The organism is Tamaricihabitans halophyticus (assembly GCF_004340875.1).
Lineage (GTDB): Bacteria > Actinomycetota > Actinomycetes > Mycobacteriales > Pseudonocardiaceae > Tamaricihabitans > Tamaricihabitans halophyticus.
Genome location: NZ_SLXQ01000012.1, coordinates 1 through 20,597, shown reverse-complemented (window position 1 = coordinate 20,597; position 20,597 = coordinate 1). Strand labels below are relative to the sequence as shown.

General features: G+C 65.4%; 18 protein-coding genes. 10 read left to right on the top strand and 8 right to left on the bottom strand.

Annotated features, from left to right (window positions below):
• Positions 1-300: 300 nt before the first annotated feature.
• Both EV191_RS22395 and EV191_RS22390 read left to right on the top strand, forming a co-directional pair.
• Complete coding sequence (locus tag EV191_RS22395; RefSeq protein WP_132879160.1) at positions 301-2,661, top strand: arylsulfatase; 2,361 nt, start codon at positions 301-303, stop codon at positions 2,659-2,661.
• Entirely contained in the window at positions 2,654-3,583 is a 930-nt protein-coding gene (locus EV191_RS22390) for a formylglycine-generating enzyme family protein (protein ID WP_481557250.1), read from the top strand. The genes EV191_RS22395 and EV191_RS22390 overlap by 8 nt, the downstream gene beginning before the upstream one ends.
• Here the strand turns inward: EV191_RS22390 and EV191_RS22385 are convergent.
• A complete protein-coding gene (locus EV191_RS22385; protein ID WP_132879158.1) occupies positions 3,566-4,717 on the bottom strand; it encodes a helix-turn-helix domain-containing protein in 1,152 nt (383 codons plus the stop codon). The two genes, EV191_RS22390 and EV191_RS22385, sit on opposite strands and share 18 nt — an antisense overlap.
• Before the next feature lie 101 nt (positions 4,718-4,818).
• Between EV191_RS22385 and EV191_RS22380 the strand changes: the two genes are divergently transcribed.
• The 4 genes from EV191_RS22380 (at position 4,819) to EV191_RS22365 (ending at position 9,887) form a co-directional block, all read left to right on the top strand.
• A complete protein-coding gene (locus EV191_RS22380) occupies positions 4,819-5,397 on the top strand; it encodes an urease subunit gamma (RefSeq protein WP_132879157.1) in 579 nt (192 codons plus the stop codon).
• Positions 5,394-7,085, top strand: a complete 1,692-nt coding sequence (locus EV191_RS22375; RefSeq protein ID WP_132879155.1) for an urease subunit alpha — start codon at positions 5,394-5,396, stop codon at positions 7,083-7,085. Before EV191_RS22380 ends, EV191_RS22375 begins: the two co-directional genes overlap by 4 nt.
• A gap of 10 nt (positions 7,086-7,095) precedes the next feature.
• Positions 7,096-8,427 carry an MFS transporter gene (locus EV191_RS22370; protein WP_132879154.1) on the top strand — a complete coding sequence of 444 codons (1,332 nt, stop codon included), beginning with the start codon at positions 7,096-7,098 and terminating at the stop codon, positions 8,425-8,427.
• Between the two features lie 65 nt (positions 8,428-8,492).
• Positions 8,493-9,887, top strand: a complete 1,395-nt coding sequence (locus tag EV191_RS22365; RefSeq protein ID WP_243659145.1) for an FAD-binding oxidoreductase — start codon at positions 8,493-8,495, stop codon at positions 9,885-9,887.
• Here EV191_RS22365 and EV191_RS22360 read toward each other — a convergent pair.
• From EV191_RS22360 to EV191_RS22350, 3 genes are all read right to left on the bottom strand, one after another.
• Positions 9,874-10,323 carry a GNAT family N-acetyltransferase gene (locus EV191_RS22360; RefSeq protein ID WP_243659144.1) on the bottom strand — a complete coding sequence of 150 codons (450 nt, stop codon included), beginning with the start codon at positions 10,321-10,323 and terminating at the stop codon, positions 9,874-9,876. The genes EV191_RS22365 and EV191_RS22360 overlap by 14 nt on opposite strands.
• A gap of 10 nt (positions 10,324-10,333) precedes the next feature.
• On the bottom strand, positions 10,334-11,455 hold the full coding sequence (locus EV191_RS22355) for a serine hydrolase domain-containing protein (protein WP_132879149.1): 1,122 nt from the start codon (positions 11,453-11,455) through the stop codon (positions 10,334-10,336).
• A gap of 118 nt (positions 11,456-11,573) precedes the next feature.
• Positions 11,574-12,695: a serine hydrolase domain-containing protein gene (locus tag EV191_RS22350; protein WP_132879147.1), complete on the bottom strand. Its 1,122-nt coding sequence runs from the start codon at positions 12,693-12,695 to the stop codon at positions 11,574-11,576.
• Positions 12,696-12,841: 146 nt separating this feature from the next.
• Between EV191_RS22350 and EV191_RS22345 the strand changes: the two genes are divergently transcribed.
• A complete protein-coding gene (locus EV191_RS22345) occupies positions 12,842-13,486 on the top strand; it encodes an alpha-ketoglutarate-dependent dioxygenase AlkB (RefSeq protein ID WP_132879145.1) in 645 nt (214 codons plus the stop codon).
• A gap of 16 nt (positions 13,487-13,502) precedes the next feature.
• On the opposite strand, the gene EV191_RS22340 is transcribed toward EV191_RS22345, so the two are convergent.
• The 3 genes from EV191_RS22340 to EV191_RS22330 form a co-directional block, all read right to left on the bottom strand.
• Positions 13,503-15,497: an ABC1 kinase family protein gene (locus tag EV191_RS22340; protein WP_132879144.1), complete on the bottom strand. Its 1,995-nt coding sequence runs from the start codon at positions 15,495-15,497 to the stop codon at positions 13,503-13,505.
• A 62-nt stretch (positions 15,498-15,559) separates the two neighbouring features.
• Complete coding sequence (locus EV191_RS22335; protein WP_132879142.1) at positions 15,560-17,296, bottom strand: ABC-ATPase domain-containing protein; 1,737 nt, start codon at positions 17,294-17,296, stop codon at positions 15,560-15,562.
• Between the two features lie 31 nt (positions 17,297-17,327).
• Positions 17,328-17,600 (bottom strand): PASTA domain-containing protein, encoded by a 273-nt coding sequence (locus EV191_RS22330; RefSeq protein ID WP_132879141.1) that lies wholly within the window; start codon positions 17,598-17,600, stop codon positions 17,328-17,330.
• Positions 17,601-17,762: 162 nt separating this feature from the next.
• Here EV191_RS22330 and EV191_RS22325 point away from each other — a divergent pair, with 162 nt between their 5' ends.
• The 3 genes from EV191_RS22325 (at position 17,763) to EV191_RS22315 (ending at position 19,972) form a co-directional block, all read left to right on the top strand.
• Positions 17,763-19,115, top strand: coding sequence for a YjiH family protein (locus EV191_RS22325; RefSeq protein ID WP_132879139.1), 1,353 nt, complete (start codon positions 17,763-17,765; stop codon positions 19,113-19,115).
• A gap of 102 nt (positions 19,116-19,217) precedes the next feature.
• Positions 19,218-19,520 (top strand): hypothetical protein, encoded by a 303-nt coding sequence (locus EV191_RS22320; RefSeq protein WP_132879137.1) that lies wholly within the window; start codon positions 19,218-19,220, stop codon positions 19,518-19,520.
• Between the two features lie 5 nt (positions 19,521-19,525).
• Entirely contained in the window at positions 19,526-19,972 is a 447-nt protein-coding gene (locus EV191_RS22315) for a hypothetical protein (RefSeq protein ID WP_132879136.1), read from the top strand.
• Here the strand turns inward: EV191_RS22315 and EV191_RS22310 are convergent.
• Positions 19,945-20,597: IS256 family transposase (locus EV191_RS22310; RefSeq protein WP_132879135.1), on the bottom strand; the 653-nt coding region annotated here is incomplete at its 5' end. The two genes, EV191_RS22315 and EV191_RS22310, sit on opposite strands and share 28 nt — an antisense overlap.

Genomic DNA, 20,597 nt, shown 5'->3' with positions numbered 1-20,597 from the left:
AGGATCTCGGTGCTGAATGAGCCGAGTTAAATGAACGATCACGTTAACGTTAACTCAAGCGGGATGAACGTTAACTTCGCCGCCCCGATGCCGTCAACCCCACCCCGCCAACGCGGTGATCGGGCGCCGGGCTGGCCACAGCGGGCGCAGAGTGCTCGGGGTATAGAAGATTTCGATCAGCGGTTGCGGAAACCCGTCTAGGTCGCTCGCGTCGTTCTGTTGCCCACCACCGCGCCGGCTGCGAATCTTGATGAGCGCGTTATCGCAGGTCAGCGCGCCCAATCAGCAAAGGAGGACGGAGTGACGAACCCGGGGGCGAGCCGCCGCCAGTTGCCGCTTTCCGACGCCCGGTATCCATCGGCCACCTCGATCGACGTCCGCGATCAACAGCCGCCCTACACCCCGGCCGAACCACGCCGCGCGCCACACGGTGCGCCCAACGTACTGCTCGTGCTGATCGACGATATGGGCTTCGGCGCGCCAAGCGCCTTCGGCGGCCCCTGCCAGATGCCCACCGCGGAACGGCTTGCCGAAGGCGGCCTGCGCTACACCCGGTTCCACGTCACCGCGATCTGCTCGCCGACCAGGCAGGCCCTGCTGACCGGGCGCAACCACCACTCGGTCGGCATGGGCGTGACCACCGAGATGGCCAGCGCGGCGCCCGGATACACCGGGATTCGACCACTGTCCGCCGCCACCCTCGGCCAGATACTCAGCCATAATGGCTACCACACCGGGGCGTTCGGCAAATGGCACCAGACCCCGGCACGCGACGTCAGTCCGGCTGGCCCCTTCGACCGCTGGCCGACCGGCGAAGGGTTCGACAAGTTCTACGGCTTCCTGTGCGCGGAGATGAACCACTGGTACCCGGTACTTTTCGACGGCACCAAGCCGATCGAACCAACCAAGCGACCGGAGGACGGCTACCACCTGTCCGCCGATCTGGTGGACAACGCGATCAACTGGATACGCGACCAGAAAACGCTGACCCCGGACGATCCGTTCTTCGTCTACCTACCATTCGGTGCCACCCACGCGCCGTACCATGTGCCCGCCGAGTACCGGGAACGTTATCGCGGCAAGTTCGACCACGGCTGGGATGAGCAACGCGAACGCACGCTGGCGAAACAGAAGGAGCTGGGCGTCGTACCGCAGGATGCCGAACTGGCCCCATGGGCAGCAGGAGTTCCGCATTGGACAGATCTGTCTGATTCGGAACAGCGAGCAGCCGCTTCGCTGATGGAACTCTACGCCGGTTTCGCCGAGCACACCGACGCGCAGGTCGGCAGGCTGGTAGACGCCATCGAAGACGCTGGCGAGCTGGACAACACGCTGATCATCTACATCCTCGGGGACAACGGTGCATCCGCGGAAGGCGGCCTAGGCGGCACGTTGAACGAACACCGGTTTGCCAGTGGAATCCCGGACTCCGCGGACTACATCAACGCGCACGACGCGGCGCTCGGCGATGCCACCACCCATGCGCACTACCCGGTGGGCTGGGCACTCGCGATGAACACCCCTTACCAGTGGACGAAACAGGTGGCCTCGCATTTCGGCGGCACCAGGGACGGGATGGTCGCGCACTGGCCGGCGGGAATCACCGAGCGCGGCGGTATCCGCGATCAGTTCCATCACGTGATCGACGTACTGCCAACGATCCTGGAAGCCGCGAACATCCCCCAGCCGGACAGCGTGCAGGGCATCGCGCAACAGCCGGTCGAGGGCACCAGCATGTACTACACGTTCAACGAACCGGATGCGGCCGATCGGCATCGGCTGCAGTACTTCGAGATGGTCGGCAACCGGGGGATCTACCACGACGGCTGGATGGCGGTGACCAGGCACGGCACGCCGTGGGAGATGGTCCAGGACGGCCGGAAGTACTTCGATGACGACATCTGGGAGCTCTACGACACCAATGTGGACTGGACGCAGGCGCATGACCTTGCCGGGGAGCATCCGGGCAAGTTGCGCGAGCTACAGCAGCTGTTCCTGATCGAAGCGGCCAAGTACAACGTCTTCCCACTGGACGATCGGATGACCGAGCGGGAGAACCCGAAGGAGGCCGGCCGATTGGATCTGTTCGGCGAGCGGTCAACGGTCACCTTCCACGGCCCAGGCCTTCGCCTGACCGAGGAAACCGCACCGAACGTGAAGAACCGCTCGCATCGGCTCACGGCTAGCGTGCATATCCCGGAAGGCGGGGCCACCGGAGTACTCGTCGCCCAGGGTGGCAGGTTCGGTGGCTGGTCGCTCTACTTGCACAACGGAATCCCCTGCTACGCGTACAACTACTTCGGGCTCGAAGTGCACAAGGTCGCCGCACCAACCGCGCTCGAAGCCGGCGAGCAGGAGGTCGTGCTTGACTTCAGCTACGCAGGCGGTGGGGTCGGCAAGGGCGGGACCGCGACGCTTTCGGTGAATGGCGAGAAGCTGGCCGAAGGGCAGGTACCAGCGACCATCCCCTACTACTTCGCGTTCGACGAGACCTTCGATATCGGCTGTGACCGCGCCTCGCCGGTCACCGATGACTACCCGGTGGTGGATAACGCGTTCACCGGCACGCTGCACCGCCTTCGGGTCGATCTGGCGGATGACCTGGCGAGTGATATCGGCGCGGCCGCCGAACGCAACCGGGTACTGTCCAGCTATGACTGATACCGAGCAGGGCAAGGGTTGTTGCGCGCCGTCCCGCACGGAAGCCGCGCAACAACCGGCCTCGCCGGTAACGGCTGGACATGGCGCTACGGACGGCATGGTCCGGTTGGACGCGGCCAGTTTCCTGATGGGCAGCACCGACTCGCGTGCCTACCCCGCGGACGGCGAGGGACCGGTCCGGGAAGTAGCCGTGGCGGCATTCTGGATCAGCCCAACAGCCGTCACCACCGGCGAGTTCGCCGAGTTCGTCAGCGCTACGGGCCATCGCACCGACGCCGAACTGTTCGGCTGGTCCTTTGTCTTCGGCGGGTTGCTCCCGGATGACTTCCCGCCGACCCGTGGTGTGGTGAACGCTCCGTGGTGGCGTCAGGTCGAGGGCGCCGACTGGCAGCATCCTTATGGTCCACAGTCGACGGTCGATGGGCTGCTCGACCACCCGGTGGTACATGTTTCCTGGCGGGACGCGAATGCCTACTGTGCTTGGCGTGGGCTGCGGCTACCGACCGAGCCGGAATGGGAGTATGCCGCACGTGGTGGTCTTTCCGGGTTCGCCTTCCCGTGGGGAGATGAGCTGGAACCGGCCGGTGAGCACCGGATGAACGTCTGGCAGGGCGATTTTCCGAGCAACAACACGCTCGGGGACGGCTGGTACGGCAGCTGCCCGGTAACCGAGTTCCCGCCGAACGGGTTCGGGCTGTACAACATGACCGGCAATGTGTGGGAATGGTGCCAGAACCGCTTCGACGGCGCGGCTTCGGCGCAGCAGCGGTACAGCGCTCGGGGCGGCTCCTACTTGTGCCACGAGTCGTACTGCCGGCGCTACCGGGTAAGCGCACGGCAGGGCCTCACTCCGGACTCCTCCATGGCCAACACCGGATTCCGCTGCGCTCGGTCGGTGGACCCGTCAATCGACGCAAGCTAGCGCCACCAGCACGAGCGCGGCATCCTTCGGCCGGTTCACATCCTGCCCGGTCAACTCGTGGAACCGGTTCAGCCGGTTGAGCACGGTGTTGCGGTGGCAGAACAGTTGCGCGGCGACTTCCCGGACCGAACCGCTAGCCAGGTAGGCGCGCACCGTCTCAACCAACCGCGCCCGCTCATAACTGGTCACACTGTCCAACCCGGACAGTACAGTGTCGCCGAGCACCTCGCCGGTCTCCGCGAGGTGAGTAGCGGCCAGCGCCGGCCAGACGTCCACCAGTTGACGCGGCTCGGTTGTCGAGGTCGGCAACACATCGGCGATTCGCACCGCGACCCGCACGGCCCGTGGCACCTCGCCGAGCCCATCGGCGATCGGACCCAATCCGCACGGCACCTCCCGCAGCTCGGCGGCAAGGTCGTCACCGGCCGCACCGCAGGCCGCGATCAACACGGTGCGCTGCGCCAACTCGTGCGGATACACCACAACCCCCGCAGCTGCCAACCGATCCATCGCCGCGCGCATCGCCCGCTGCGCGGCCGAGGGCACCGCGGCAACCAGGAACCGATCGGCTGCCGCCACCCGCAGCGCCCTGGCCACCTGGCCGACCACCTGCGGGTCCCGACCATCGCCCGCGATCAACTGGGCGACCAGCCGTTCCCGTTCGCGCTCCCGTTCCGCCGCAAGCAACGCGGCTTCATCCAGATAGCTGAGATGGATGCGCATCATATGCTGCTCGACCGCGTCGGAGACACGCATCGCGCCGTGCCGGACCAGAGCTTCGGAGTCCGCGTCGCTGCCAATCCGGGCGACCATCGCCGTCCAGAGCACCCGAAAATCCAGCCGTACCGCACGCAACAGACTGTCGATCGGCACCCCGAGCTGCGCGCGCCGGCGGCCAACGGTCTCCGGCACCCCGGTGAGCCGGTCCGGGATCGGCAGCTCCCCGATCATCCGCAACAGCATTTCCAGGCTGGCCTCGGCATGCTCGTGCATCTCCTCGACGGGCACCAGCTGTTCCCGGTACGGCTCGATCCGGTGAACCTCGGCGAGGAATACGGTAACCAGCTGATCCAGATCGTCCAGGCAGCCACGTACCAGGCCGCGCATGACCTCGAGATGACGATCGTTGTGCATAGGCACAATCTAGTTGCCAGAACTCATTACGCCACGCCATTGTGCTAGGCCGTCGCTCAGCGACAGGGTGGTACCTCTCACCCGAGCACGCGGAGGCGTCGATGCACATCACCCCGCGCGAGCAGGAGCGGTTGAACCTGTTCACCGCGGCCGAACTGGCCAGAAGACGCAGGGCGCGGGGCGCGCCGCTCGGTGCGGCCGAGGCAACCGCGCTGGTCTGCGACGAGGTACTGGAACTCGCCTGGGACGGCTACTCGCTCGACGAGGTGGTGGCGCGGGCGAAACGCGTCCTCGACCCGAACGAGCTGCTGCCCGAGGTGCCCGCGCTGGTGCCGAGGGTTCAGGTCGAGGCGCTGTTCCCGCACGGCAGCACGCTGGTACACGTGGAGGCGCCGTTCGGTCCCGCGCCACGCGAGGGAGCCGGTTCCGTGCAACCCGGCGCTGGCGATATCGAACTCGCCCCTGGGCATGCCCGTGCACAGGTACTGATGCACAACACCGGCCCGCGCCCGATCTGGCTGTCCTCACATTTCCCGCTGGATCAGGTCAACGCCGCATTGACGATCGAACCCGCTCCTGCTGCCGGCTACCGGCTCGATCTGCCAGCCGGCACGGCCATGCGCTTCGCGCCGGACGAGCAGCGCACCGTCACCATCGTCGCGATGGGGGGCCAGTCATGACAAACCGGTTGAGCCGGGACCGCTATACCGCCATGTACGGACCGACGACCGGCGACCGGGTCCGCCTCGCGGATACCGATCTGTGGGTTGAGGTGACCGGCGACGACACCGAGCCAGGTCAGGAAGTGCTTGGCGGCTGCGGGAAAACCGCGCGCGACGGGTTGCTCGTGGCACCACGCGCCGGCCGGGAGAGCGCGCTGGACATGGTGATCCTCGGAGTGCTGCTGATCGATCCCGAGCAGGGCATCCGCAAGACCAACATCGGTATCGCGGACGGGCGCATCGTCGGTGTCGGCAGGGCGGGCAATCCGGCGAACGCGGACGGCGTGGAGCTCGTGGTGGATTCACATACCGCGATGATCACCGGTGACGGGCTGATCGCCACCGCGGGGATCGTGGACTCACATGTGCACCTTTCCAGCCCGGAGGTTGTCCCCGCGGCGCTTTCCGCCGGAGTCACCTCGCTGGTCGGGATGGGGCTCGGCGGGGTATGGGACGTGGGCGCGAACCCGGCGAACAACCTGCACGCGCTGATCGAGGGCTGGCGGGATGTGCCGATGAACGTCGCCTTTCTTGCCCGCGGTTCCACTTCGTCGAGTGAGTTGCTTGATCGCGCGGTGCTCGCGGGCGCGGGCGGTTTCAAGGTGCACGAGGACTGGGGTGCCACGCCGCGCATCGTGGACACCTGCCTTGCCACCGCCGAGCAGGTGGATCTACCCGTCGCGCTGCACACCGATACGTTGAACGAGTCCGGCTATCTCGCGGACATCCTGGCGGCAACCGATGGCCGCACCGTGCACGCCTATCACGTGGAAGGCGGCGGCGGTCCGCCCGACCTGCTCGAAGTGGTTTCGCATCCATCGATCCTCACCTCATCGACGACGCCGACACTGCCGCTCACCCCTGCGACCACGGCCGAGCTGCTGCCCATGACCATGACTGTCCATAAAGGTCATTCCATGGTGGACAGTGACGTGGAGATCGCGCAGAGCAGGGTGCGCGAGCACGGTATCGCGGCGGAGAACGCGCTGCATGACACCGGCGCGATCAGCATCGTGAACTCCGATTCGATGGGCATGGGTCGAATCGCGGAGACCGCGCGGCGCACCTGGCAGCTGGCGCATATCCGCGCGGTACTTGCCGGCGAAGCGGGCGTCGATCGGCCGAACAACGAGCGGGTGCTGCGCTATCTGAGCAAGATCACTATCAATCCGGCGATCGCGCACGGTATGGCGCACGAGGTCGGTTCGATCAGCCAGGGAAAGCTCGCGGATATCGTGCTCTGGCACCCGGCATGGTTCGGTGCGCAACCAGAGCTGGTGATCAAATCGGGATTCGTCGCGTGGGGAGTAAGCGGCTCCGGCTCGGGTTCAACCCGGCTGACCCAACCCCGGGTGATGCGGCCGTTCTTCGGCGGGCTCGGCGCCGCGCCACGCAGGCTGTCCAGTGTGTTCGTCTCGGAACACTGCCTTGCCGATTCCCGTGCCAGGGCGGCGTTACCCGAAGGGCCGCGGTACGTCGGAATCCGGAACAGTCGCGGGCTACACCGCACGGATATGCGGTTCAACACCGCGACACCACGGGTGGAGGTACCACTCGAAGCAGGGCCGATCGTGGTGGATGGCGCCGAGATACCCATCCAGCACGCGGCGGAACTTCCCCTTACCCGACTTCACCACCTCGCATAGCGGAGGCCGCATGTCTGATTCAGACACCGCAGGGAAAATCGACAAGCCGGTCGTCACCGATCACGAAGCCAAACGCATCGCCTTCGCCTCGTTCGTCGGTACGGCAATGGAATGGTACGACTACTTCCTATTCGGCACCGCGGCGTCGATCGTGTTCAACCGGCTGTTCTTCGTCACCGGCAACGCGACCGCGGCAACACTGTCCGCCTTCGCCTCTTTCGCGCTCGGCTTCGTGGCGAGGCCGGTTGGCGCGCTGATCTTCGGGCACCTGGGCGACCGGATCGGTAGACGGCGCACCCTGCTGATCACCGTGATGCTGATCGGCATCGCTACCGGGCTCATCGGCGCACTGCCCGACTTTCTCACCATCGGTATCGCCGCGCCGCTGCTGTTGACGGTGTTGCGGGTACTGCAAGGTATCGCGGTCGGTGGCGAATGGAGCGGCGCGATCACCATGGCGGTGGAGCACGCACCGCCGGAACGCCGGGGCCGCTACGCGGTGATGCCCCAGCTTGGTTCCCCGATCGGCACGCTCGCCTCGGCCGGCGCCTTCGCGCTGGTTTCCATGCTGCCAGCGGATTCGTTTGACGCCTGGGGTTGGCGACTGCCGTTCCTCGCGGCCTTCCCGTTGCTCGTGGTGGCGGTGTACCTGCGCCGCAAGATGGAGGAATCCCCGCTGTTCGTGGAACTGCTGGCCCAGGAAGAACGCGCCGCGGTACCCGCGCTCGAGGTTTTCCGGCAGGGTTTCGGGCGGATCGCCACCGGGATGGCGATTTCCATGGTTGGTGTCGGCGGATTCTTCCTGCTCACCACGTTCGTGATCAGCTATGGCACGGAAACCCTTGGGCTGTCCAACACGTTGATGCTCAGTGCCACGCTGGTTGGCGCGGCCGCGGAGATCCTGATCCTGCTGTTCTTCGGGCGGGTCGCCGAACGTATCGGTTCCGGCAAGGTGTGTACCTACGGCGGGCTTGCCTCGGCGGCACTGGCTTTCCCGGTGTTCTGGATCATCGACACCAGGGAGCCCGCGCTGGTCATTCTCGGTGTCACCATTGGCATTTCGGTGCTTTCCATTCCGTACGCGGTGTATGGGCCACTGATCTCGGAGCTGTTCCCGCCTCGGTTGCGCTACAGCGGGGTGGGCATCTCCTACAACCTGGGTGGCGCGGTCAGTGGCTTCGTGCCGATGGTGGCAACCGCGCTGCTGGCAGCGAGTGGCGGGAAATCCTGGTCGGTGGCACTGATCCTGGTGACACTTTCGCTGGCCACCGCGATCGGTGGCACACTCGGTGCCCGGCTGCGCATCCACGACGACGTGCACACGGCCACACAACCGCGCTAACCTTAAAGAACGCGGTCACAAGCAGTCACCGCATCCGGCGGCCCGCGGACCGTAGGATGCGTATCGTGACCGGAAACGACAAGCTAGTCGCCGAGCTGCACCGCGCGCTGCCGGATGGCGCGGTCACGCACGACGAAGCCGTGCTCGAGGCCTATCGGTATGACCGGGCCGCATTCTGCCCAGCCGGCCAGCCAGCCGCACTGGTGCGCGTGCGCAGTACCGAGGACGTCGCGGCAGCCCTGCGTATCGCCAGCGCGCACCGGGTGCCCGTGGTGCCGCAGGGCGCGCGCACCGGGCTGTCCGGTGGGGCCAACGCGCTGGACGGCTGCCTGCTGCTGAACACCGAGCAGATGAACCAGATCCTGCACATCGACGTCGACGAACAGCTCGCGCGGGTGGAACCGGGAGTGATCAACGCCGAGCTCGCGGCGGCCGTCCGGAAACACGGGTTGTACTACCCACCCGACCCCGGATCCATGGACATTTCCACGATCGGCGGCAACGTGGCAACCGGAGCGGGCGGGATGTGCTGCGTCAAATACGGCACCACGGCCGATTTCGTGCGCGGGCTGACCGTGGTACTCGCCGATGGCAGGATCATGCGGTGTGGTCGGCGTACCGCCAAGGGCGTTGCTGGCTACGACCTCGCCCGACTGTTCGTTGGTTCCGAGGGAACACTGGGGATCGCTACCGAGATCACCCTGGCACTACGCCCCGCGCCGCCAGCGCCGCTTACCGCGGTTGCCTTCTTTCGCACGCCGGTCATGGCATGCCATGCGGTCGCGGGCTTCCTCGGCGCCGGGTATCGGCCGTCAGTACTCGAGTTCATGGACGGCCCGACCATCGCTTCGGTTTCCGCGTTGACCGATCTCGGTTTTCCGGATGACACCGGCGCGATGCTGATCGCGCAGTCGGATTCCACCGCACCCGCCGACGAGCTCGCCGCGTTCGAGCGCGCGGCCCGCGAGTGTGGGGCGATCGAGGTGATCGTCGCCGAGGATCCAGCCGAGGGCGAACTGCTGATGCAGGCGCGGCGGCTGGTCGGTGTTGCGGCGGAACGGCTGGGCACCAATCTGGTCGACGATGTGTGTGTGCCTCGCGGGAAACTGGCCGAGCTGATCGAAGGCATCGAACAGATCGCCGCCGAACACGATGTGCTGATCACCTGCGCCGGGCACGCGGGTGACGGGAATATGCATCCCAGTGTGGTCTTCGATCAGCACGATCCGCGGCAGGTGACAGCGGCACAGCGGGCATTCGAGGCGATCATGGTGCTCGGGCTGGAGCTTGGCGGCACGATCACCGGCGAGCACGGGGTCGGGGAACTCAAACGCGACTGGCTGGCGCGCGAACTCGACGAACCAGCGCGCTGGGCACACCAGCAACTCAAGCGGGCCTTCGACCCACACGGCATCCTCAACCCTGGCCGAGTTCTCGTACCGGAAGTCAGAGCTCCTTGACGAAATGAACCCGGTCGAACCCGTCCTCGGTGTTGCGATGCGTCTCGCGATAGCCGTGCCGAGGGTAGTAGGTCAGGTTCTCCGTCATCGCTTCGTTGGTGTACAAGCGAATCCGTGCGTAGCCACGTTCCCGCGCGCGCCGCTCGGCTAGCGCGAGCAACGCGGTCCCAACGCCTTTCCCTTGGGCCGCAGGGGAAGCCGCCACGTTTTCCAGCAGCAGATGATCGGGTTTCTCAACCAGTACGAGAAACCCGAGCACCGTACCGTTCGCCGATTCGGCAACCCAGAGCTGACCTTGCGCGATCGCCTCGGCGTAATCCGCCGTCATCGGCGCCGGCTGCCGGCCGATCCGCTCGATATAGGGCGCATAGGCGTCGTACGCGATCGCGACGACCGCTTCGGTATCCAGCGCGACCGCACCGCGACAGGTCACCATGGCCGGCCGGCTATTGCTGCGCACAGAGCGCCGAATCAGCTGCCTCCAGCGAGGGCACCCTCGTACCATCGGCCCGCCGACCGTTCGCGACCAGGAACGCCGTACGGCCGTCATCGGTCACCGTGGTAAACGTGAAATAGCCCGGGATCCCGCCACTGTGCCCCCAAGCCGAGCCGCCGCAGGACAGCGCGAACTCCTGTAGCCCAAGGCCATACCGGAAGTCCGTAGCGGGGACGGTATCGCGCATCTGCGCGAGCAGTTCCGGCGACACCACCTCACCATCAAGCAGGGCCTCGACAAACCGGATGAGATCCGGACCAGTGGAAATCAATGCGCCCGCCGCGCCGGCCACGCTCGGCTCCAGCTGCTCGGTCATGTCCTCGACCCCTCGCCCGGGAAACGCGTCGTAGCCCCGGGCATGGGGCCCGCGTATCTTCTTGTCGCCGGACTCCGGATAGTTGCTCTGGGTGAGGCCGTACGGGCGCAGCAGCCGATCGGTGATCTGCGCGCCGATCTCCTTGCCACTCACCGCTTCGACCGCCATGCCGAGCAGAATGTAGCCGGTATTCGAGTACTCCCACTTGGTGCCCGGATCAAACGAAGGCGGATAGCTCAATCCGATGCGAACCAACTCCTCGGGCTGCCACTCGCGTTGCTGTGCCTCCGGGTCGTACAGCGTGTCATCGGTGTAATTGCCCATCCCGCTGGTGTGCTGGAGCAGTTGCCGCAGGGTGATCTTGTTGCCATCGTAACCATTGCCCTGCACCAACCCCGGCAGATATTCCTCGATCGGTGCGTCCAACCGCAACTTGCCCTCATCGACCAACTGCAACACCACCGCGGCGACGAACATCTTGGTATTGCTGCCCACCCGAACCCGATCCGACGGGCGAATCGGGCGCTCAGTGCCCAGCTTCGCGGTACCGCTCCGCACGGTCCAAGTCCCCGACTCGTTCCCGGCGTACACCATCGCGCCCGGCACACCATCCGCGACAAACCCGTCGATGATCCGCTGCGTTTCGCCGCGATCGGTGCCTTGCTCGGCGACCGCCGTGCTGGCAATACCCGCACTGGCAAAACCGAAACCAACAGTCACCGCAACCGCGCAGGCCACCAACCGACGCACTGCCATATCCGTCCTCCATTCGCCAGCTCACCCGGCGCACGGTCGCAGCCATGCGCCGGAAGAGCCAGCTAACCACCGAAGGACCTTCGACGTAACCCCTCGCCCGTCGGTGCGCGGCGAGGGGTTACCGGGTCGCGCAGAGCGCCGAATCAACCGCGGTGCGAACGGGCGCACTCGACCCATCGGACAGTCGACCGTTCACCACGCCAAATGCGGCACGGCCGTCCTCAGTTACCGCGGTAAACGAGTCATAGCCGGGGATGTTCCCACCATGGCCCCATGCCGTACCGCCACAGGACAGTGCGTACTCCTGAATGCCAAGGCCGTACTGGTCGTCGTCCCAGGCGGGAACGGTATCCCGCATCTGCGCGAGCGACTCCGGTGACACCACCTCGCCGTCGAGCAATGCCTCGACGAACCGGGTGAGATCCGGACCGGTGGAGACCAGGGACCCCGCCGCGCCGGGCAGGCTGGGTTCCAGTTCGGTGACATCCTCGACCGGCTTGCCGGGGAACGCGTAGTAGCCACGCGCATGTGGCCCGCGCAGTTTCTTGTCACCCGGTTCTGGATAGCTGGTCTGCAGTAGACCGTACGGGCGCAGCAGCCGATCGGTGATCTCGGTGCCGATATCGTTGCCGCTCACCGCTTCGACCGCCATGCCGAGCAAGATGTAGCCAGTATTCGAGTACTCCCAGTCGGTACCCGGCTCGAACGAGGGCGGATGGCTCAACCCGAGGCGAACCAGTTCCTCCGGCTGCCATACCCGTTCCTGTGCATCCGGATCGGACAGTACATCCTGGACATACTCAGCGACCCCGCTGGTGTGCTGGAGCAGCTGCCGCAGCGTGATCTTGTTGCCGTCATAACCATTGCCCTGCACCAGTCCCGGCAGGTACTCCTCGATCGGCGCATCCAACCGCAACTTGCCCTCATCGACCAACTGCAACACCACGGTCGCCACGAACATCTTGGTATTGCTCGCCGCCCGGATCTGATCCCGTGGGCGAATCGGTCGTTCGGTGCCCAGCTTCGCGGTACCGCTCCGCACGGTCCAGGCCGCCGGCCCGTTTCTGGTGTACACCATTGCGCCCGGCGCACCATCGGCAACGAATCCGTCGATGATCCGCTGCGTTTCGTCCCGATCGGCCCCTTGCTCGGCGACCGCTGTCGTGGCGATACCCGCGCTGGCGAGACCCATACCCACGGTCATCGCGACGGCGCAGGCCACCAACCGACGCACTGCCATTTCCGTCCTCCCTTCGGTAACTCCCCCGAAAGCGCACGCTACGCAGCACTCGACCGCCGAAACAGCCAGCTAACTACCCGGTTGCCACTCCAGCTATCCCCACCAGAGGGGAACATATGTTCGATTTATCTGCTACACTGACAACCATGCCGACAGCGTTGCAAGGTTCCCTCTTCGACACGGCGAGCACGGCGGACGAGTTCAGTGCGGTCGTGCTCCGGCCGCTGCACACCATCCAGCGCACCGAGCTGGGCTGCGGCGCCTGGTTGGACGTGTTGCCGAACTGGCTGAGCGGTGCGGACCAGCTGTTCGAACGGCTCGCGGCAGGCGTGCCGTGGCAGGCCGAACGCCGCCGGATGTATGACCAGGTGGTCGCCGTCCCCCGGCTGTTGAGTTTCTACGGTGAAGGCGAGCAGCTGCCCGATCCCGTGCTGAACACCGCGCGAACCGCACTGTCCGAGCATTATGCGGACGAGCTCGGCGAGCCCTTCCACACGGCGGGGCTGTGCTACTACCGGGATGGCCGGGACAGCGTGGCCTGGCACGGCGACACCATCGGCAGGGGGCGCACCGAGGACACCATGGTGGCGATCTTGTCCGTGGGCGCCGCGCGGCCGTTGCTGTTGCGCCCGAGGGGCGGTGGGCAGACCCTGCGCTACCCGCTGGGGCACGGCGATCTGATCGTCATGGGTGGGTCCTGTCAACGCAGCTGGGAGCACGCCATCCCGAAAACCAACAAGCCAGTCGGCCCCCGAATCAGCATCCAGTTCCGGCCAAGCGGCGTGCGCTAGACCTCGACTCGCGTTATCACTCGCGGGAACTCCGGAAGAACATCCGGACCAGAACACGCAGGCCAAGGACGAACCCAACGAACAGCAAGGCATAGCCTAGGAAGGCATACAGCGGCAGTGTGGGGGTGAGCATCGGGCCGGTATCACTGGTCATCAGCATGATCGCGCCGATGGTCGTCGCGGCGGCGAGGATGGTGGTCATCACCTGCCGCGCGATACCGGTGAGGAATGCGCGGTCCCGCTCATCGGCGAGTGCCCGCACGCGGATACCGAACTGGCCTTTCTCCAGGTCCTCGGTGATCTTGTTGAGCCGTTGCGGCAGCCGCTGCAGCATCGGCATCCACCCAGCCAACTGCCCCTCGAGCTGCTGCCGGACGTCCTCCGGCCGCATCGCCGACCGGAGGACGTCTGCGCCACGCTCCTTGGCCGCGCCGAGCAGATCAAAACCGGGATTGATCAGGCCCAGCGTTCCCTCCAGCGCACCGATCGCGCGGAACGCTGCGGCAACCTGCGCGGGCACGGTGAACTGGTGCTCTAGTACCACCTTGAAGAGGCTGGCGAACATCCCCGCGCTGCCCCTGCTGCCGGCGCCACCCCGGTAGCGGACCAGCAGTTCGCCGATCGCGCGCTCCACACCGCGCTGGTCAAGACCTTCCGGCCGGCCGAGCAGTTCGATCAACGCGTCAGTGGCCGCAATCGGGTCATTCCGATCGATCGCGGCCAGCAACAAGCCGAGCGCGGTGCGGGCTGGGCTGTCCAGGCGACCAACCGAACCGAAGTCAAGCAAGCCCACCGTCCGGTCTGGACGGATCAGGATGTTTCCGGGGTGCAGGTCGGCATGGAAGACACCGTGCACCATGATTTGCCGCAACACTTCACCGAAGATCTCGGTGGCGAGTTCGGCACGCTGCTCCTCGGTGAAACCGGCCAGCAGGTCTGCGGCGGCGGTGACGGATGCTCCGTCGAGTTTGGCCATCACCAACAATGTTGGACCGCACAGCTCTGGATAGGTTTCCGGAACCTTGATCAGGTCATCGTCCGCGAGTGTGGCGGCGACCGCCCTAGTGTTGTCGAGTTCTACCGTGTAATCCAGCTCCTCGCGCAGCGAGGCGGCGAAACCTTCGGCCAGCCCGAGGATGCCAATGGACCGCCCCCAGGCGGTTACCCGGTCCAGCCTGCGCGCCAGCTGCAGGATGATGTCCAGATCGGACGTCGTCTGCTTGAGCACACTCGGCCGCTGCACTTTGACCACGACCTCGCGGCCGTCCAGCAGACGCGCCTGGTGCACCTGACCCACCGAGGCGGAGGCGAGTGGAACTTCCTCGATTGAGCGGAAAACCTCATCGATCGGCCGTCCTAACGCGGTTGTGATAGCCGGCTCGATCTCCGACCATGGCGCCGGTTGCACCTGCTCCTGCAGCTTGGTCAGCTCGTTCACCAGTGCTGGTGGCAGCAGGTCACGACGAGTGGACAGCATCTGGCCCAACTTCACGAACGCCACGCCGGCGTCCTCAAAGGCCCGGCGCAGCGCAACCGCCGTATCGGCCATGGCCGGCTCCGATGACCGGCCAAGCCGTGCCCCCGCGCGTACGAACCGGCCCAAACCGTGCCGGGCCGCGATGGCCACGATCTTGGTGTATCGGCGAGCTCGTCGACGCTGGCGGCGCCACCGGTTGAGCAGTGCTACCGGCCCCGGCACGCTGCCGGTGGGCAGGACAACCTCCAAGATCACCAAACCGGCCAGCCCGAGCACGAACATCCAGGCGATCGCAAGGATCCCGATCAGCGAGACAACCCCAGGATCGACCAGCAGGCGCGTACCGGAAACCAAGCCCGCTCGCTCCAGGATGATGACCAGCAGCGAGGACGTCGCACCTGCGACGACGAAACCCAACACCACGGCGCGCGGCCAGCCAACCGGAACGCCGAGCACCCGCCTTGCCAGGCCGGCGAGCAGGAAGACGAACAATACCGCGATCACACTGCCAGACACCCCGACCGCGAACTCCATCCCGCCCCCGTTCCTCGACGCCCTCGACCGCAATACTCGCAAAGAACGCGGTTACGGGAAGCCTAGCTCGAAGCGCTGGGGAGCACCCGCAACCCGCGAATCCGGGACAGCGCGGCGGCGATCTCGAACCGCCGGGGCAACGCGAAATCACCGAGGTAACCTCGCTGGACCGCAGCCACTCCGGAAGACGCGAACTGCTCATCCAACTGGTCAAGCACCTCGCCGAGCGTCCGCTGCCCGTCGAACAATCCCGACTCGACGGCATGGCTCAGGGCAAGGCCAATCCCGATCACCTGGCCCCGATCGACCAACTGCTCGACCGCCCGAAGGTCCACATCGGAATCGCCAAGCACCAGCGTGTCGATACCCCGCTGTTTGATCTTGCGCCGACCATTGTGCTCGGTGACCACCGAAGCCGGATCGCAAACGCGGTGCCGCACCGAGGGAAAATCATTCGCCTCGATCCGCCGGTCCGCCCCGCCCGCGACCAGCGCACGCGCCCGATCGGTCGCGTCCTCCGGCATATAGCTGGCCATCATCAGCACCCGGTCGGCGACCTCGAGATAGTCGCCCGAACCGCCCATAACCAGCACAGTGGACACCCCGTGCTCGCGGTACAACGGGCGGACCAGATCCACGAACGGAGTCAATGGCTCCTTGTCCTTGGCGACCAGGGCCTGCATCCGGGCATCCCGGATCATCAGGTTCGTCGCCGCGGTGTCCTCGTCGATCAGCAGTACTTCAGCGCCGGCCTCCAGGGCCTCCATCGTGGTCGCCGCCTGCGAGGTAGATCCCGAAGCGTTGCTGGTGGAGAAATCGCGGGTATCCGCCCCCGTCGGCAGTTCACCGACGAACGGGCTCACATCCACCCGCTGCACACTGCGCCCGTCCTCGGCCCTGATCTTCACCGTGCTCGGCCGGCTGACCACCAGCTCCCGGCCGTCCCCGGCGATATGGTCGTAAACCCCGCGTTCCAGCGCTCGCAACAACGTCGACTTACCGTGAAATCCACCGCCGACGATCAGCGTGATGCCAGCGCCGATGCCCATCCCGACGACCCGGCCACGATTCGGCAGCTCGAACTCGGCACGCATCGATTCCGGCGACTGAAACGCGATAGCGCCCGCGCTTTCGGTAAGCGGCCGGTCGTCGGTTCCGCTACGCCTGGCCAGCATCGCACCATCAGCAACAAAGGCCACCAACCCCGCATCGGCCAGCATGCCGCGCAGCGCGGCACTGTCCTGTACCGCGTCCACGTGGGTATCCAACCGGGCGGCATCGAGGGCCGCGTACCGAATCGCCTCGATCGCCGACGGGAGCTCGGTACACAGTGCCGTGCGTGCCCCTCGCCCATCGATTCGCCGACGCGGGCCAGGCAGGTCAATACCCAGGCTGACCGTCACCGCGCCCGCCTGCACCCGCAGCGCGCTACGGTCAAGCACTTCCTGGCCGCAGGCGTCCACCGAGAGCAAACTGCCGCGCAAACGTTTGCCTAGCTCGCGGAGCAGGTAATCCGCCAACGCGCGAGCCCGGATCGGCTGCGCCCACAGCCGTTCCGGGAAGCCGGCATAATCCGCTGGTATCCGCACCTCGATCCGACTGGCCGGTGCGAACGGATCGGTCTGCGCCTTGCGCACCACGACCGTGTAACCGTCGCCGGCCCAGCTGCCCTCGATCGTGCGGTACTTGCCGTATCCGTCGCCATGCAACCGGTCCAGCTGCCCGGCAAGGTCGCGCAGTGAGCCGCCCTGCCTGCTTGTGCCCCGTCCATGCTCGCGTCGTGTTCCCCTGGCAGTCATTCGACCAGTGCACCACCCGGAGCAGCGCGCCCTACACCGGGTCGAGGCTGCCCGCTTTGCTCGGCTGAGTAAGCACGACGTCCGCACCGTCCGGATGACCCCTGGTCCATAGGAAGACCGGCGAGCCCTGTTCCGCGCCGGCGGTGCCGATCGGCCGCTGCTCGGTGACCGTGCCAGACATCGGCTCGTCCGCGTAGTCCGGTCCGTACGGGACGAGCCCCGCCGCGCGCACGATGTCGCAGGCGTCGGCCGCGTTCAGGCCGACCACGTCGGGCACCTCGGTGACCGGACGACGGCGTCTCATACACCGACTATAAAGCCAAAATCACAACTATGCGCGTCCCACGACTCAGGACAACTGGTCAGCGTCCTTACCGATCCGTATGGGTGCGGCCCTTGACAGCTCTTTCGCGCCGGATCAGCGTATCCGGGGTTAACCGCATGACTCGGTGTTTCAGGAGGGCACGTGACCGGCGCCAACCCGGAAAACACGGCGATACCGCACCGGCGCGCCGTATGGCGATTCCTCGGCACGACCGTGTTCGGTGCCCTGTTCTTCCTGCTTCCGGTCAAGGTGGACGGCAGCTGGACCATCCCGTTCGACGTAGCGATCAGTGCGATCACGGACAACGTCCCGGACGCGGTGGCCCTCTACAGCATGCTCGCCATCGTCGTCTCGGCGGTGCTCACCGGGTTCGCCGCGATCCGTAGGCCAACTGAGCCGAGTAACCCCTGGCTGGATCTTCGACCGTTTCGCACCAACCCGATATTCCTGCTGCTGCGGATTCTCGGCGCGGTAGCGGCGATCATGATCTTCTTCGACTTCGGCCCATCGGCGATCCTCGCCGAGGACACTGGTGGGCTGATGTTCGGCACGCTGGTCGCCTCGGTCGCGGTGATCGTGCCGATCGGCGCGGTTTTCGTGACGATGTTCGTCGCCTTCGGCGGTATCGAGTTCATCGGCACGCTCGCCAAGCCGGCTATGCGCCCGCTGTTCCGGGTGCCAGGCAGGGCAGCGTTGGACGGTATCGCGTCCTACGTGGGCAGTTACTCGGTTGGGCTGTACGTGACCAACCGGATGTATCTGGAGGGTCGGTACAGCGCCCGCGAGGCGGTCGTGATCGCCACCTGCTTCTCCACCGTCAGCCTCGGTTTCTTCGCGGTGGTCGCGGGCACCCTTGACCTACTTGGCTACTTTCCGCTGATCCTCGCTTCGGTGACAGTAGTGTCGCTGGTACTCGCGGTGGTGCTGTGCCGGATTCCGCCGCTGTCCCGGAAGCCGGACAGCTACGTTGGCGAGCCACGGCCGGAGCAACCGGTCGAGGGCAGCCTGTGGCGTGCCGCCGTGCAGCGGGCCGTCGCACGGGCGAAACAGTCTGATGGGGTGGCGCGGGAATCGCTGACCGCGCTTCGCGACGGAGTCCGCTTGGCGCTGGTCATCCTGCCGACGATCCTGTCGGTCGGGCTGATCGCGATCCTGATCGCCAACCATACGCCGTTGTTCACCTGGCTCGGCGCGCCGCTGGAACCGGTGATATCCCTGCTCGGTATCCCCGATGCGGATACGGTCGCGCCGGCCAGCCTGATCGGTATCAGCGAGATGTTCCTGCCCGCGCTGATCAGCACCGGGGTGGCCATCGAGGCGAAGTTCTTCATCGCCGTGCTTTCGCTGAGCCAGATCCTGTTCTTCTCCGCGACGATCCCACTGCTGCTGGAACTGGACGTGCCGGTACGGCTGCGTGACTGTCTCACGCTGTTCGTACTGCGCACCCTGCTGGCGATCCCACTAGTCGCGCTGATCACCCATCTGGCCTTCTGACCAGCTGCGGGTCCAGTGGTCGAGTTTCGGGCAAGTGCCATGAAAGCGACACGAAACCGGCGGCGTGCACGATCCTCCCAGCGAATCGTTGGGAGTTGACATATGAGCGACACAGGCGTCGACACCGAAGTCTTGCACGAGTACGCACGCTACGTAGACCAGGCAATCGTTGCCGACGTGGTCACCTCGTACGCCCAGGCCGAAGAGCACGGCTGCGCGCCGGATGGCTTCACTGGCCTGCTCGAGCCACTGAAACCGGTCATGGAACTACTCGCCGGGTGGGTCCGGGACGGGATGGATTTCACCAAAGGCCGAATGGAGGCCACTGCGGCCGGCTTGGTGGCGGTAAAGGAGGACTACGAGAAGACCGACGGCGACAACGCGGAATCATTTGAGGGGGACTAGGAATCATGGACAACGACCCGCATGGTGGCAGCGCAACATACGGAGTCTTCGAAGACGAGCAAGACGTAAGCAAGATAGCGCCGGAGGCCGGTGGCGACACCCTCGGCGACCGGATGGAAGGTGATAGCCGCTGGGCCAGTGACTCGGTCAACTGGTTCACCGAGACTTTTCTGGATTTCGACCTCTATGACAAGCTCGTCAAACCGATCTCCGGTGACTTCAACCGAATCGAGGCAAACGGCGAGGCTTGGAAGACGGCGGGTGAACTGTTCTGGAGAACCTCAGCCAACCTGAGCCAGAACATGGAAACTCTTGTCGAGGACCATTGGTCGGGTCCGGGAGCTGACTCATTCAAGAATCATGTGGACTTGATCTGGAGGGAGTGTCAGGAACTTCGTGGGCGGGCTGGTGATTGCCTACCTGGTTACTGTGCGTTGATCCGGTCTCCGTAGTGGAGGGATAGGGTGTTCAACGCTTGTTTCCATCCTACTGTTTTTCCGGTGATGTTGGTACGGTTTTTGAGTGGGTTTTTGATCACGAGGTAGAGAACTTTGAGTGCGGCTTGTTGGGTGGGGAAATGGCCGCGACGACGGGTGGCTTGCCGGAATCGCGCGTTGAGGCTTTCGATCTGGTTCGTGGTGTACACGAGTTTGCGGATATCGGGCGGGAATTCCAGGAATGGGGTGAAGTTCTCCCAGTTGGTGCGCCACATTCGGATCATCGCCGGATACCGTTCTTCCCATTCGTGGGCGAACTCGCCAAACAATGCCTGTGCGGCGTCCAGGGTGGGGGCGGTGTAGATACCTTTCAGTGATTTCGCGATCTGACCCCAATACTTTTTCGAGGCGTAGCGGAGGCTAGCCCGCACGAGGTGCACGACGCACAATTGCACATCCGCGGCCGGCCACAATGTATTCAGCGCTTCAGGCAGGCCCTTGAGCCCGTCGCACGCGATCAGGCAGATATCCTCCACGCCTCGAGGCTTGAGATCGGAGAGGTGGTTGATCCACTCCTTCGCGCCCTCTCCGCCGGTGCCGACCCACATCCCCAGAACGTCTCGTTCACCAGCGGTGTCCA